General features: G+C 64.2%; 10 protein-coding genes. 9 read left to right on the top strand and 1 reads right to left on the bottom strand.

The window, feature by feature from the left end; all coding sequences use genetic code 11:
- Positions 1 to 25 precede the first annotated feature (25 nt).
- The 3 genes from dxs (at position 26) to HWE01_RS02035 (ending at position 6,328) form a co-directional block, all read left to right on the top strand.
- Positions 26 to 1,891, top strand: a complete 1,866-nt coding sequence (dxs, locus tag HWE01_RS02045) for a 1-deoxy-D-xylulose-5-phosphate synthase (RefSeq protein ID WP_008331873.1) — start codon at positions 26 to 28, stop codon at positions 1,889 to 1,891.
- A 208-nt stretch (positions 1,892 to 2,099) separates the two neighbouring features.
- Positions 2,100 to 4,988, top strand: coding sequence for a DUF2339 domain-containing protein (locus HWE01_RS02040; protein ID WP_241820971.1), 2,889 nt, complete (start codon positions 2,100 to 2,102; stop codon positions 4,986 to 4,988).
- Entirely contained in the window at positions 4,985 to 6,328 is a 1,344-nt protein-coding gene (locus HWE01_RS02035) for a DUF3999 domain-containing protein (protein ID WP_241820970.1), read from the top strand. The genes HWE01_RS02040 and HWE01_RS02035 overlap by 4 nt, the downstream gene beginning before the upstream one ends.
- Positions 6,329 to 6,359: 31 nt before the next feature.
- On the opposite strand, the gene HWE01_RS02030 is transcribed toward HWE01_RS02035, so the two are convergent.
- Positions 6,360 to 6,914, bottom strand: a complete 555-nt coding sequence (locus HWE01_RS02030) for a cob(I)yrinic acid a,c-diamide adenosyltransferase (protein WP_175344687.1) — start codon at positions 6,912 to 6,914, stop codon at positions 6,360 to 6,362.
- Between the two features lie 307 nt (positions 6,915 to 7,221).
- On the opposite strand from HWE01_RS02030, the gene HWE01_RS02025 reads away from it, so the two are divergent.
- The 6 genes from HWE01_RS02025 to HWE01_RS02000 all read left to right on the top strand — a co-directional run bounded on the left by HWE01_RS02025 (position 7,222) and on the right by HWE01_RS02000 (position 15,384).
- Positions 7,222 to 8,637: an FAD-binding oxidoreductase gene (locus tag HWE01_RS02025; protein WP_241820969.1), complete on the top strand. Its 1,416-nt coding sequence runs from the start codon at positions 7,222 to 7,224 to the stop codon at positions 8,635 to 8,637.
- Positions 8,638 to 8,762: 125 nt separating this feature from the next.
- Positions 8,763 to 9,653 carry a LysR substrate-binding domain-containing protein gene (locus HWE01_RS02020; RefSeq protein ID WP_008331861.1) on the top strand — a complete coding sequence of 297 codons (891 nt, stop codon included), beginning with the start codon at positions 8,763 to 8,765 and terminating at the stop codon, positions 9,651 to 9,653.
- 251 nt (positions 9,654 to 9,904) lie between these two features.
- Complete coding sequence (locus HWE01_RS02015) at positions 9,905 to 11,392, top strand: FAD-linked oxidase C-terminal domain-containing protein (protein WP_241820968.1); 1,488 nt, start codon at positions 9,905 to 9,907, stop codon at positions 11,390 to 11,392.
- Positions 11,393 to 11,394: 2 nt separating this feature from the next.
- Entirely contained in the window at positions 11,395 to 12,468 is a 1,074-nt protein-coding gene (gene glcE, locus HWE01_RS02010) for a glycolate oxidase subunit GlcE (protein WP_241820967.1), read from the top strand.
- A gap of 24 nt (positions 12,469 to 12,492) precedes the next feature.
- Positions 12,493 to 13,737 (top strand): glycolate oxidase subunit GlcF, encoded by a 1,245-nt coding sequence (gene glcF / locus HWE01_RS02005; protein ID WP_241820966.1) that lies wholly within the window; start codon positions 12,493 to 12,495, stop codon positions 13,735 to 13,737.
- A gap of 351 nt (positions 13,738 to 14,088) precedes the next feature.
- Positions 14,089 to 15,384 (top strand): dicarboxylate/amino acid:cation symporter, encoded by a 1,296-nt coding sequence (locus HWE01_RS02000; RefSeq protein ID WP_008331851.1) that lies wholly within the window; start codon positions 14,089 to 14,091, stop codon positions 15,382 to 15,384.
- The last annotated feature ends 4 nt before the right edge of the window (positions 15,385 to 15,388 follow it).

Genomic DNA, 15,388 nt, shown 5'->3' with positions numbered 1-15,388 from the left:
TCAGATCCCAACACGGTAAGAACAGATGCTCCTCACTACCATCAACGACCCGGCCGACCTGCGCCGCCTGTCCCGCCCTCAATTGAAGCCGCTGGCCGAAGAGCTGCGCGGTTTCCTGCTGGACTCGGTCTCCAAGACCGGCGGCCACTTGTCTTCGAACCTGGGCACGGTCGAGCTGACCATCGCGCTGCATTACGTCTTCAACACCCCTGAAGACCGCATCGTCTGGGACGTGGGCCATCAGACTTATCCGCACAAGATCCTCACCGGCCGTCGTGACCGCATGGATACGCTGCGCCAGCAGGAGGGCATCTCGGGCTTCCCGCGCCGTATCGAAAGCCAATACGACACCTTCGGCACGGCGCATTCCTCGACCTCCATCTCGGCCGCGCTGGGCATGGCGCTGGCGGCCAGGACGCAGGGTTCGGACCGCCATGCGATTGCCGTCATCGGCGACGGCGCCATGACTGCGGGCATGGCTTTCGAAGCGCTCAACAATGCGGGCGTGCATGAGGATATCAACCTGCTGGTGATCCTCAACGACAATGACATGTCGATCTCGCCGCCGGTGGGTGCGCTCAATCGCTACCTGGCGCGCCTGATGTCGGGCAAGTTCTACGCAAAGGCGCGCGACGTGGGCAAGTCGGTGCTGCCCGGCCCGGTGCTGGAGCTGGCCAAACGTCTGGAAGAACACGCCAAGGGCATGGTGGTTCCGGCCACCATGTTCGAGGAATTCGGCTTCAACTACATCGGCCCCATCGATGGCCATGATCTCGATTCGCTCATCCCCACGCTGCAGAACCTGAAGCAGCTCAAGGGACCGCAGTTCCTGCACGTGGTCACCAAGAAGGGACAGGGCTACAAGCTGGCCGAGGCCGATCCGGTGCTCTATCACGGTCCCGGCAAATTCAATCCCAGCGAAGGCATCAAGCCCAGCGCGGGCGGCAAGCTGACCTATACCCAGGTCTTCGGTCAATGGCTGTGCGACATGGCCGCCGCCGATGAAAAACTGGTCGGCATCACCCCGGCCATGCGCGAGGGCTCGGGCATGGTGGGCTTTGAGAAGACCTTCCCGAAACGTTATTACGACGTCGGCATCGCCGAACAGCACGCCGTCACCTTCGCCGCCGGCATGGCCTGCGAGGGCATGAAGCCGGTGGTGGCGATCTACTCGACCTTCCTGCAACGCGCCTACGACCAGTTGATCCATGACGTGGCCCTGCAGAACCTGGACGTGACCTTCGCCCTGGACCGCGCCGGTCTGGTCGGTGCCGATGGTGCCACCCACGCCGGCAACTATGACCTGGCCTTCCTGCGCTGCATTCCCAACATGGTGGTGATGGCCGCTTCTGACGAGAACGAGTGCCGCAAGATGCTCTCTACGGCCTATCAGTATCCCGGCCCGGCCGCAGTGCGTTATCCGCGCGGTGCAGGCGTGGGTGCGGCAGTGGAGAAGACCTTGGAGACCCTGCCGCTGGGCCGTGGCGAAATTCGCCGCCAGGGCCGGGATGTCGCCATCCTGGCTTTCGGCAGCCTGCTGGCACCCGCCCTGAGCGCGGGCGACAAGCTCAATGCCACGGTGGCCAACATGCGCTTCATCAAGCCGCTGGACGTGGAACTGGTCAAACAACTGGCCGCCTCCCACGATGCGCTGGTCACGGTGGAAGAGGGCTGCATCATGGGCGGCGCCGGTGCGGCCGTCTCCGAAGCACTGGCCGCAGCCGGCATCAACAAGCCGGTGCTGCACCTGGGCCTGCCGGATCGCTTCATCGATCACGGTGATGCCGCACAACTGCTGGCGCAATGCGGGCTCGATGCCGATGGCATTGCCCAGTCCATCGTGCAGCGTTTCGGCAAGGACCAGACCCGACTGGTCGTCAACAACGGTTGACGCTTCTTTCCCCGCCAGCCGCATCCCTCTGCAGCCGAGGGATGCGGCGCATTTTCTCATCGGTTGAACATCCTGTAGCCGCACCGGTCAAAGACCTCGTTCATTCAAATAATTTCCTTGTGGAAATATTTTTCGTGAAGGGGTGACCGGCGGCTGTGCGCGCTCGCTCCTGAAATCTTCCTGCAAGAATTCAAATGAGGAGAGGCCCATGAGATGGGTGTTGACGATAGTCGGCGGTATAGCGGGCATCGTGCTGGCCTTGGCCGGTGATTGGTCCATCGGCCCCACGATGATCCTGGTAGCGGGGCTGGGATTCTGGCTCGGCAACGTGCTGTTTGCACCGGTCGAGGAAGAGGCGCCGCCGGCCGCCTTCACCGGGACGGCACCGACGGCCTCGCTGGCCGCACGCGTGAGACAGCTGGAAGACCGGGTGAACATGCTCAGTGAAGAGGTGGAGCGGCTACGCCGGGAATCCCCTCATTACCTGCCACAACCTGAACCGCCCATCGCGGCGGATCTCCCTGAAGACGTCCGGCCCCGTCGTGCCGACAGCAAGCCTGTCGCTCTCACTGCGTCCTCCGTGTCCGAATCGCTTGCACCAGCGCCTGACCCGGCCATCGTCCCGTCCCTTGCGCAACCCGAGCATCCACCTGCGGTCCAGGCGAGCACGACTGCCCAGCGCAAAGCTGAGGTGCCGCCTGCCATGCCTGCCGCACCGGACCTGCTGGAGCGTGCTTTCCATGCAGCGCGGGACTGGCTGCTGGGCGGCAATACAGTGGTCCGCGTGGGGATCATCGTGCTGTTCTTCGGCGTCGCCTTCCTGCTCAAGTACGCTGCCAGCAACAGCCTGCTGCCCATCGAATTGCGTCTGGCCGGGACCGCCCTGGGCGCAGCCGTTCTGCTGGGGCTGGGCTGGCGCCTGCGTGAGCGTCGCACCGTGTACGGACTCCTGCTGCAAGGCGGCGGGGTGGGGGTGCTGTATCTCACGGTCTTTGCGGCAGTCAAACTGTATGCGCTCATTGCCCCCGGCATGGCCTTGCCTCTGATGGTGGTGATCTGCGCCCTGAGCGCCTTTCTGGCGATCCGGCAGGATGCGGCTACCCTGGCCTTCATGGGCAGCGCGGGCGGCTTTCTGGCGCCGGTGCTGGTCAGTAGCGGCGGCGGCAGCCATGTCGCACTGTTCAGCTATTACGCCTTGCTCAACGCCGGCATCTTTGCCATCGCCTGGTTCAAGGCCTGGCGCGCGCTCAACCTGCTGGGATTTTCCTTCACCTTCGTGATCGGTTCGATCTGGGGCGCGACCGCCTATGCTCCGGAGCATTTCGCCAGCACCGAAGCCTTCCTGGTGCTGTTCCTGCTCATGTATGTCGGGATATCTCTCCTGTATGCCCTGCGCCGCGAGTGCGTCGTACAGCATTATGTGGATGGGACGCTGGTGTTCGGTACGCCCATTGCCGCCACGGCGCTGCAGGCGGCAATGGTCAAGTCCATGCCTTTCGGCCTGGCCTGGAGCGCCGTGGCCTTGTCGGCTTTCTATCTGCTGGTCGCAGCGGGACTGATGCGCTGGCGGCAGCGGCTGGGCTTGCTGTTCGATGCCATGCTCGCGCTCGGTGCCATCTTTGCCACCCTGGCGCTGCCCTTCGCATTCTCCGGGCAGACCACCGGTGCCGCCTGGGCGATCGAGGGAGCCGCCCTGGTCTGGATGTCGGTGCGCCAGCGCCGGCTGCTGGCACTGCTGTCCGGCTTGCTGATGCAGGGTGCGGCGGCAGTGGCCTTCCTGGCTTCCTGGGGCGAGCCGGTCGGCATCTCGGCGCTGCCCGTGGCCAATGCCGGCTTCCTGTCCATGCTGATGATCGCGCTGGCGGGGCTCTTCATCGGATGGTGGTTGCAGGTGCGCAGCGATGCGGGACGCTGGCACGTCTGGCTGCCCGAAGCGGGACTGGCCGCTGCGCTCTGGGGCCTGTGCTGGTGGGCGGCTGCCGGAGTGCGGGAGATCCAGTCCCACGCCGCCCCGCTGGCTTACCCCGAGGCGGTGTCCTTCATCCTGCCGACGTTGGTGCTGTGGGCCATTCTCACGGCCTGGCTGGCACATGCTGCACGTTGCCTGCTGGCCTGGCCGCTGGCCCGATGCGTCGAGCAGGCGTTGGCACCGCTGCTGGCTCTGCTGACACTGGGCCTGTTCCTCACATCTGCGGCGCCGCTGACCGCTTGGGGATGGTTGGCCTGGCCGCTGGCCGTGGTGTCGACCTACGCCATCCTGTGGCGCCTGGAGAAGGGGCAAGAGCGCGAAGAGACGTCACGCTGGTCGCCCCATGCCCTGCAGCACCTGCTCAGTTTCTGGATGTTGTGTGCCTTGCTGGCCTTCGAGGGCTACTGGCGCCTGCGCCAATTCGTCCCCGAAGGCGCGTGGAGCTGGAGCGCCTGGGCCTATGGACTGGGACTGTGCCTGCTGGCGGTGGCTACCCTGGGTTCCCGGCTGCGCTGGCCGGTGGCCGCGCATGCCTGGCCTTACCAGGTCTGGGGCGCAGCACCACTGGCGCTGCTGTTGTGGGTCTGGAGCATCGGCAGTGCCGCCAGCGAGGGCGACGCCACACCACTGTTCTGGCTGCCCCTGCTCAACCCCCTGGACGTAGCGCAATTACTGGCCTTTGTCGCAGTGGCCGCATGGATAGGGCGTTTGCGCCAACTGAAGGTGAGTGAACCGCCGGTGGAAATGAATTATCTGGCATTCGCCACGGTGTTCCTGTGGTTCAACGCGCTGCTGCTGCGCACCCTGCATCACTGGACCGGGCTGCCGTACACGCTGGCCGACATTTCGCATTCCGCGCTGGCCCAGGCCGCGTTGACGGTGTTCTGGGCTTTGTGCGCGCTCACCATGCAGGTCATTGCCACGCGCGGCGGCATGCGCATGCTGTGGTTCGCCGGTGGCGCCCTGCTGGGGGGGACGGTGATCAAGCTGTTCCTGTTCGACCTCTCGCGCATCCAGGGCCTGGAACGGATTGTGGCCTTCATCGGGGTCGGGGTGCTGCTGTTGCTGGTGGGGTATTTCTCGCCCTTGCCACCCAGGCAGGCTACGCCAGAGGAGGTCAAGCCATGAAGCGGATGATGATGGGTTTCTGCGCCAGCCTGGTGGCGTTGGTGGCGCAGGCCGGTGAGGCGCCGCCGCCGGTCGTGACGCAATGGTATGGGCTCACCGTGAGCGGCACCGGTCCGTATTACCGCATGCGCTTGCCGCCGGAGATTTATGCGGCCAGCCAGCGCAGCGACCTGGGTGATGTACGCATCCTCAACGGGGCCGGAGAGCAGGTACCGTTCTCGCTGGAGGCGGCCAGCGTTCCCGCCCCGATCCAGCGCGCGGTGCTGGCGCCGGTGAACTGGTTTGCCGTGCCCACGGCGGCCAGGACGGCTGGCCAGGGCCGGCTGGGGGTCTTGCTGGGGGCCGATGGCAGCTTGCGCGCCGAGCTTGGTGCGCCCGCCGCGTCGCGCGCCTCTGACGATACCGTCCTGGTCGATCTGGGCCGGGAGGCAGCCGTCAGCGCCTTGCGTATTCATCTGCGTGGGGCGCAATATCAGGGCCGCGTCCGGGTGGAAAGCAGCGCGGACCTGACGCAGTGGCACGCCGTGGGGGAAGCCGAGCTGCTCAACGCCTCCGCGAACGACAAGCAGTTGCGCCAGGAGCGCGTGGCGCTGGAAGGATTGCGACAACGCTACCTGCGGCTGAGCTGGCCCGATGGCATGCCCGAAATCGCCGAGATCGCATCCGAGACCCTGCTGGCGGAGCCAGTCGCCGGGAGCGGCGCCACCCCCTTGCGCTGGCAGGCCGCAGCGCAGGTCCGAGCCGGCAGCCAGGCGGGAGAATATGTGTTCGCCAGTGGCGGCGTCTATCCGGTAGAAAGCCTGCGCATCGATTTGCCGCAGCCCAATACCATCGCCAAGGTCAGCTTGCAGAGCCGCGATGATGCCAAGGCAGCCTGGCGCGGCATCGCCACGGGAACCGCGTTCCGCTTGCAAGGAAAGTCAGGAGAGGAGCGCTCGGCACCGTTGCAATTCGAGGCCACGTCCGCGCGTGACTGGCGCATCTTGGTGGACATGCGCAACGGCGGCCTCGGCAGTGGCTTGCCTCAGGTGAGCCTGGGCTGGCGCCCGGCGCAGCTGACCTTCGTAGCACGGGGATCAGCGCCGTTCAGGATCGGCGCGGGCAATGCCGCGCTCACGGCGGTGGCGCAGCCGACCGGGGAATTGCTGATGGGCACGCATCCCGAGACGGGCATCGCCACGCTGGGTGCACGGCTGCCGATGACGCAGGAAAAGGAGCCGCGCATTGCGGCCAGTACCCGCCACATCGTGCTCTGGATGACCTTGATCCTCGCCGTTGCCACCCTGGGCGGGATCGCCTGGCGTCTGGCGCGCAGCAAACCGACCGACGCGTCGCAGTAGCCTTCGTCCTCGCCTCGCAGCGGGAGTGCGCTCAGCGCTCCCGCCCCTTCTCCCACAACACGTCCTGTCCGCCCGCTTCGCGATTGAGCACGCGCGCCAGTACGAAGCACAGGTCGGAGAGACGATTCAGATACTGCCGTGCCGGGGCATTCACCCCCGCCTCCGATTTTTCCAGCATCACCACGCTGCGCTCGGCGCGGCGGCACACAGTGCGGCATACATGTGCCAGCGCCGCCGTGCGTGAGCCGCCCGGCAGGATGAATTCCTTCAGCGGGGGCAGGGTGGCGTTGTATTTCTCCAGCAGCGCATCCAGCCGCGCCAGGTGCGCATCGGCCAGCACCGTATAACCGGGAATGCAGAGCTCTCCGCCCAGGTCGAACAGGTCGTGCTGGATCGAGACCAGTTCCTCCCGCAGCGTAGCCGGCAGCGTCTCGCACAGCAGCAGGCCCAGCTGCGAATTCAATTCATCCACATCACCCAGTGCCTGGATGCGCAGGCTGTCCTTGCCCACGCGACTGCCATCGCCCAGGCCGGTGCTGCCATCGTCGCCCGTGCGGGTGGCGATCTTGGAAAGTCGGTTACCCATCATGCTCCTTGTTGATTCGCCGGGCAGCTTAAGCGCAAGCAAGGGCCAAGGCAAGTGTTTCCCACACCTTGCGAGGCGCGCCGCGCCTGCTGGAAAAATTGCGTAAACAATTCACTTGATTTGTCTGACTGCGCGGCTTGGGCGCCGACATTTGCGCAAATTCGCGCCCGCAAGAGAGTAAAATTCACCGATTGGATCAGTGGTCAGTCCACTGGAGCGGCGAGCGATGCCGCTTCACCGGCCCCTGCATCCTTCCCGCACAAGACCATAACAAGAACCGAGACACCAGACCCCTGAGAGAACCTGCATGAATCACCTAGTTGACGCCCGGAAACTGAAACGCCCCGTGCCCCAGGCCCTGCTCGACGAGCTCAAGGCCCTCTTCGGCGAGCGCTGCTCCACCACCCTGGCCATGCGCGAGCACCACGGTCGCGATGAATCCTCTTACGATCCCATGCTGCCCGATGCCGTGGTCTTCGCCCACAGCACCGAGGAAGTCGCCGCCTTCGTCAAGCTCTGCAGCCAGTACGACACTCCCATCATCCCCTACGGTGCCGGCACCTCGCTGGAGGGCCACGTGCTGGCCCTGCAGGGCGGCGTGACGGTGGACCTGTCGCAGATGAACCAGGTCCTGGCCGTCAATGCCGAAGACCTGACCGCCACCGTCCAGGCCGGTGTCACCCGCAAGCAGTTGAACCAGGAGATCAAGGATACGGGACTGTTCTTCCCCATCGACCCCGGTGCCGATGCCTCGCTGGGCGGCATGGCTTCCACCCGCGCATCGGGCACCAATGCCGTGCGCTACGGCACGATGAAGGAAAACACCCTGACCCTGACGGTGGTGACCGCCCAGGGCGAGATCATCAAGACCGGTACCCGCGCCAAGAAGTCCTCGGCCGGCTACGACCTGACCCGCATCTATGTCGGCAGCGAAGGCACGCTGGGCATCATCACCGAAGTGACCGTGCGTCTGTATCCCCAGCCCGAGGCCATTTCGGCGGCGATCTGTTCTTTCCCCAGCGTGGCCGACGCCGTCAACACCGTCATCCAGACCATCCAGATGGGCGTGCCCTTGGCGCGCGTGGAGCTGCTCGATGAAAACGGCGTACGCGCCATCAATGCCCACGACAAGCTGAACCTGCCGGTCAATCCGCTGCTGCTGTTTGAATTCCATGGCAGCGACAATGGTGTCAAGGAACAGGCCGAACTGGTCCAGGACATCGCCCGCGAATTTCATGCCCTCGGCTTCGAATGGGCGACCCGTCCCGAAGACCGCACACGCCTGTGGACCGCCCGTCACAACGCCTACTTCGCGCTGCTGCAATTGCGTCCGGGGGCGCGCGCGATTTCTACCGACTGCTGCGTACCAATCTCGCGCCTGGCCGAATGCGTGCTGGCCACCAAGGCCGATTGCGAAGAGCAGGGCCTGATCCACGCCATCATCGGCCATGTCGGCGATGGCAATTTCCACGTGCAGATGATGGTGGATCCGAATGACCCCGCCGACATCGCCCGCGCCGAAGGCGTCAACGCCCGCATGGTGGCGCGTGCCCTCGACATGGATGGCACCTGCACCGGAGAACACGGCGTGGGCCTGCACAAGATGGACTTCCTGATCCAGGAGCATGGCGACGGCGCCATTGCCGTCATGCGCGCCATCAAGCATGCGCTCGATCCGAAGAACATCATGAACCCCGGCAAGATCCTGCGCTGGGAGCAGTGAGGTCGATGTGTCAGCCAGGCCAGGGAAGAAAAACCTGGTTTCATGCTCTTGGCCTTTTAGTTTTTCGGTAACGCAATGTTAGTTTTCATCAGTTTTGCTTGAACCGCTGCAGGAATCCACCATCCATGGCTACCCGCCTCCCCCCCGTCCATGCCCTGTCCGCCTTCGAGGCCGCAGCCCGCCACAACTCCTTCGCGATTGCCGCCGAGGAGTTGTGCATTACCCCCTCGGCGCTGTCGCACCGGATCCGTCTGCTGGAAGAATTCGTCGGCGAGCGCCTGTTCTATCGCGATGGACGCTCCATCGGGCTGTCCGAATTCGGTCGGCGCTATCTGGACGTGGTCCGCAGCGCCTTGCGTACGCTGACCGATTTCCCGATGCCCCATCGCAATGCCGCCGTGCAGCCCAAGATCAAGGTGATGCTGCCGCCCACCTTCGCGCGCCACCTGCTCATGCCGCGCATTGCCGACTTCACCCAGCGTCATCCGGAGATCGTGGTCGAGCTTTACCTGTCGGTGCCGCTGTATGACCTGTCGCTGTCGGAGAGTGACGTCGAGATCCGTTTCGGGGCCGGCAACTATCCCAACATCATCACCGAGAAGCTGTTCGAAGAACCTGCCTTTGCCGTGGCCAGCCCCGGCTACCTGAAGACCCTGCCGCCGATGAAATCGCCCGCCGACTTGCAGCATGCGACCCTGCTGCGTTCGGCACTGGAACCCTGGCAGCCCTGGTTCGAGGCGGCCGGTCTGAAAGACTGGGTGGAACCCTCGGCGGGGTTGCGCGTGGATGACCTGGGCCTGTTGCTGGAAGCCGTGCGCCATGGCTACGGCATCGGCCTCACGCGCCAGCATTTCGCCGAAGAACTGCTGGCCCGGGGCGAGATCGTGGAACTGTTCGACGTGCGCCTGCGCACCCCGCCGCATGCGTATTACGTGGTCTACGAACGCGCCGTGCGCGAGCGGCCCGAGGTCGATACCTTCATCAGCTGGATCCAGAACGCCTTCCGCAACATCTGACTCGCCTTTGCATCACCTCTCTCTGGTCCGGCCGCCCTGAAAATAATTCACGGCGGCCGGAAATTCTTTTCAGTGGGCCGTCAGACAACAGGGGACCGTGCAGAGCGGCAAAATTCGTTACACTTGTCGGACTGAAAAAGCCCGCCCCATGCGGGTCGACAACAAACGAGACAGCGTGAGCCGCAGCACCGGATGCAAGAAGAGGGACATCCAGCGCCGCACGCCTGCCTAGCTTACCGCCGAGGTCCAGCATGAATGCTCCCGCCCAACCGTCCTTCGCGCCGGCCCGCCAGCGCGAAGTCGTCGATGCGCTACGCCGGGTCGTCCCCGCGCACTGCGTGCTGTTCGACGAGGAAGATACCCGCCCCTACGAATGCGACGGCCTGGCCGCCTATCGCCAGCTGCCCATGGTGGTGGTGCTGCCCGAGAACGAGGCGCAGGTCGTCGCCATCATGAAGACCTGCCACCAACTGCAGGTGCAGATCGTGCCGCGCGGCGCCGGTACCGGCCTCTCTGGTGGGGCCATGCCCATTGCCGATGGCGTGGTGGTCTCCACTGCAAAATTCAACCAGATCCTCAAGATGGACAAGTACTCGCGCACCGCCGTGGTCCAGCCCGGCGTGCGCAACCTGGCCATCTCCGAAGCGGCGGCCCCGCACGGCCTGTATTACGCGCCGGATCCGTCCTCGCAGATCGCCTGTTCCATCGGCGGCAACGTGGCGGAGAATTCGGGCGGCGTGCACTGCCTGAAATACGGCCTGACGGTGCATAACGTGCTGCGCGTACGCATGGTCACCATCGAGGGCGACGTGGTGGAACTGGGCAGCGGCGCCTTGGATGCCCCGGGCCTGGACCTGCTGGCCGTCTTCATCGGTTCCGAAGGCATGCTGGGCGTGGTCACCGAAGTGACCGTCAAGCTGGTGCCCAAGCCGCAGGCGGCGCGCGTGATCATGGCCTCCTTCGACGACGTGGTCAAAGGCGGCAATGCGGTGGCCAACGTGATCGCCGCCGGCATCATCCCCGCCGGTCTGGAGATGATGGACAAGACCAGCTCGCGCATGGTCGAGCCGTTCGTGAAAGCCGGCTATGACATCGATGCCGAAGCCATCCTGCTGTGCGAATCCGACGGCACCGTGGAAGAAGTGGAAGAAGAAATCGGCCGCATGACCGACGTGCTCAACGCCAGCGGCGCGACGGCGATTGCCTGTTCGCAGTCGGAAGCCGAGCGCCTGCGCTTCTGGTCCGGCCGCAAGAATGCCTTCCCGGCGGCGGGCCGCATCTCGCCCGACTACTACTGCATGGATGGCACCATCCCGCGCAAGAAGCTGGCGCAGGTGTTGCTGGGCATCGCCGAGATGGAAAAGAAATACGGCCTGCGCTGCGCCAACGTGTTCCATGCGGGCGATGGCAACCTGCATCCGCTGATCCTCTTCGATGCCAACATCGCCGACGAATTCCACCGTGCCGAACTGTTCGGCGCCGAGATCCTGGAGCTGTGCGTGGAAGTGGGCGGCACCATCACCGGCGAACACGGCGTGGGCATCGAGAAGATCAACTCCATGTGCGTACAGTTTTCTCCCGCCGAGCGCGAGGCCTTCTTCAAGTTGAAGCGTGCCTTCGACCCGGCCTTCCTGCTCAATCCGGACAAAGCCATTCCCACCCTGCATCGCTGTGCCGAGTACGGCAAGATGCACGTGCAGCGCGGCCAGCTGCGCTTCCCCGATCTGCCGAGATTCTGACCATGCAAGCACAACAAGACATGGAGGCCGTGCTGGCCTCCTTCCGCGAACGCATCCTCTCCGGTCGCCCTCTGCAGATCCGTGGTGGCGGCACCAAGGACTGGTACGGACAAGAGCCCACCGGTGACGTGCTCGACACGCGCGCCTACCGCGGCATCATCGACTACGAGCCGACCGAGCTGGTCATCACCGCCCGCTGCGGGACATCGCTGGCCGAGATCGATGCCGCCCTGGCCGAGCACAATCAGATGCTGGCCTGGGAGCCGCCGCGCTTCGGCGGCGCGGCCACCGTCGGCGGCATGGTGGCTGCGGGTCTGTCCGGTCCCTCGCGCGCCAGTGCCGGCGCCGTGCGTGATTTCGTGCTGGGCGCCGTGCTGATGGATGCGCAGGGCGAGCAACTGCACTTTGGCGGACAGGTCATGAAGAACGTCGCCGGTTACGACATCTCGCGCCTGCTGGCCGGTTCGCTGGGCACGCTGGGCCTGATCCTGCAGGTCTCGCTGAAAGTATTGCCGCGACCGATTGCCAGCAGCACCCGCGTCTTCGAGATCAACCAGGAGGGCGCGCTGCGCCTGCTGAACCAGAGCGCAGGACAACCCCTGCCGCTGGTAGCCAGCGCCTGGGTCAACAATGTGCTCACCATCCGTTTGTCGGGCGCACAGGCCGCCGTGGATTCAGCAATCAAAAAGATGGGTGGCACCGAATTAAGCAATCCGGAAGATTACTGGACCGACCTGCGCGAGCAGACGCATCCCTTCTTCGCCGACCTGCAAGCCCCGCTGTGGCGTCTGTCCGTGCCGTCGGTGGCCCCGCCCATCGACCTGCCGGGCCGCCAGCTGATCGAGTGGGGCGGGGCACAGCGCTGGCTGCGTCCGGAATCCAATGTGGATGCCGTCGCCATCCGTGCCGCCGCACTGGCCGTCGGTGGTCACGCCAGCCTGCATCGCGGCGGTGACAAGGGCATCGGTGTCTTCCATCCCTTGCAGCCCGCGGTGGAAATGATCCATCGCCGTCTCAAGCAGCAATTCGACCCGCAGAGCATCTTCAATCCCGGCCGCCTGTACGCCAGCCTGTAAGCGCCTCTTTTCCAAGCGATCATCATGCAGACCAACTTGGCTGATTTCATCCGCAACACCCAGGCCGGCGAGGAAGCCGACAGCATCCTGCGTTCCTGCGTGCATTGCGGTTTCTGTACCGCCACTTGTCCCACCTATCAATTGCTGGGCGATGAACTGGACGGGCCACGCGGCCGCATCTATCTCATCAAGCAGGTGCTCGAAGGCAAGCCCGCCACGGCCGCCACGCAATCGCACCTGGACCGTTGCCTGACCTGCCGCAACTGCGAATCGACTTGCCCGTCCGGGGTGCAGTACGGACGACTGGTCGACATCGGCCGCAAGGTGGTGGAAGAGCAGGTGCAGCGTCCCTTCGGCGAGCGTGTCTTGCGCACCGCCCTGAAGGAACTGGTGCCGCGCAAGTGGATCTTCCGTCCGGCCATGAAGGCGGGGCAGATGGTGCGCCCGCTGCTGCCCAAGCTGCTGCAGAACAAGGTGCCGCTGCCTCAGGAGGCCGGAACCTGGCCCACGCGCACCCATGCGCGCCAGATGCTGCTGCTTGAAGGTTGCGTGCAGCCGTCGATGGCCCCCAACATCAACAGCGCCACCGCACGGGTGCTCGATGCTCTGGGCGTGCAATTGTTCTCGCCGCCCAAGGCCGGCTGCTGCGGTGCCATCCGTTATCACCTCAATGACCAGGATGGCGGCCTGGACGACATGCGCCGCAATATCGACGCCTGGTGGCCCTACATCGAAGGCCGCGATGGTATCCGTGCCGATACCATCGTCATGAATGCCTCGGGTTGCGGTGCAACCGTCAAGGAATACGGCCACCTGCTGCAGCATGATCCGGATTACGCCGAGAAGGCGCGCCGCATCTCCCACATGACGCGCGACATCAGCGAGATCCTGCCCGAGTTCGAGACGCAGCTGCAGCACCGGCTCAAGGATTTCAACGGCAAGCGCGTGGCCTATCACCCGCCCTGCACCCTGCAGCATGGCCAGAAGATCCGCGGCAAGGTCGAAGGCATCCTGCGCGCGGCCGGCGTGGATGTACAACTGTGTGCCGACAGCCATCTCTGCTGCGGTTCGGCGGGGACTTATTCGGTATTGCAACCGGAGCTGTCCTATCGTCTGCGCGACAACAAGATCAGCAAGCTGCAGGCCACCGATCCGGACATGATCGTCACCGGCAACATCGGTTGTGTCACGCACCTGCAATCCGGTACCGAGACCCCGGTGCGACACTGGATCGAATTGCTCGACGCCGCCCTGCAAGCACCTTCCTGACGATGCGCTGACACTCGTCCGGTCCGCGTGAAGTTTCCCGCAACACAACACCAGCCCCGCTTTGCGGGGTTTTTTTGTGCCTGTTTGTGGGCTTTTTGATCACCCCCGAGGCATTTTGACCCTATTTATTCGATGCGGCTTGACGGCAAGGGGCATAAGTCAATAAGCTTCGTCCTTTTTTCCGCACGGCGGGAAAAAACGGTCAGGGTTTCTCATCAGAAACTGACGCTTCCTGACCATCCAAAAGCATGGCGCCCCTGTCACCGCACCGGCCGGCGCCGCCCGCAAGCCATACATCATCGTCCTCTCACCGGTACCTGGTGCCGGTGGCGAGCGAGGGCAGGAGAACACATGAACAAACGCATTCCACAAGCCGCCTACATTTTTGCCGCCATGCTGCTGGGCATCCTGGTCGGCTATCTGATTTTCAATCACTACGGCAAGGATGAGGCCAAGGAGTTGGCCGGCTACGTCTCGATTGCCTCGGACCTGTTCCTGCGCCTCATCAAGATGGTCATTGCACCGCTGGTGTTCTCGACCCTGGTGGTGGGCATCGCCCATATGGGGGATGCCAAGTCGGTGGGCCGCATCTTCGGCAAGTCGCTGGCCTGGTTCTTCATCGCCTCGCTGGTCTCGCTGGCGCTGGGCATGATCATGGCCAACCTGCTGCAACCGGGTGCCGGCGTGGCGCTGCCTTCGCCGGATGCTGCCGGTGCGGGCCTGGCCACCGGCAAGTTCACGGTCAAGGAATTCTTCAACCACCTGGTACCCAAGTCGATTGTGGAAGCCATGGCGCAGAACGAAATCCTGCAGGTGGTGGTGTTCTCGATGTTCTTCGGCATCGCCCTGGCGGCCCTGGGGGAGCGTGGCAAGCACCTGCTGGCCGTCATCGACGACCTCTCGCACACCATGCTCAAGATCACGGTCTACGTCATGAAGTTCGCACCCGTGGCCGTGTTTGCCGCCATGGCGGCAACGGTTGCCGTCAATGGTCTCGACATCCTGGTCAGTTTCGCGGTCTTCATGCGTGACTTCTATTTCTCGCTGGTGCTGCTGTGGTTGCTGCTCATTGCGGTGGGCTTCGTGTTCCTGAAGAAGCGCATCTTCCATCTGCTGGCCCTGATCAAGGAAGCCTTCCTGCTGGCCTTTGCCACCGCCAGCTCGGAAGCCGCCTATCCCAAGCTGCTGGATGCGCTGGATCGCTTCGGCGTCAAGCGCAAGATTTCCAGCTTCGTCATGCCGATGGGGTATTCCTTCAACCTCGATGGTTCGATGATCTACTGCACCTTCGCCACGCTCTTCATCGCCCAGGCCTATGGCATCCACATGCCCATCTCCACCCAGATCACCATGATGCTGGTGCTGATGCTGACCTCCAAGGGCATCGCCGGTGTGCCGCGCGCCTCGCTGGTGGTGATTGCCGCGACCCTGCACCAGTTCAACATTCCGGAAGCGGGCCTCTTGGTGATCCTGGGCATCGATACCTTCCTCGACATGGGCCGTTCGGCCACCAATGCGGTGGGCAACTCGATTGCCTCGGCCGTAGTGGCCAAGTGGGAAGGCGGTCTGCTCAGCGAAGAAGAAGCGGCCCGCGCCGAAGTCGAGATCGAACAGGAAGCCGAAGCCACGCTGCATACGGAAGCCTGATTAG

The sequence above is a fragment of the Herbaspirillum sp. C7C8 genome (assembly GCF_022627875.1).
Taxonomy (GTDB): domain Bacteria; phylum Pseudomonadota; class Gammaproteobacteria; order Burkholderiales; family Burkholderiaceae_D; genus Herbaspirillum.
The sequence above is the reverse complement of the archived record's forward strand: the minus strand, read 5'-3'. Positions and strand labels throughout refer to the sequence as shown.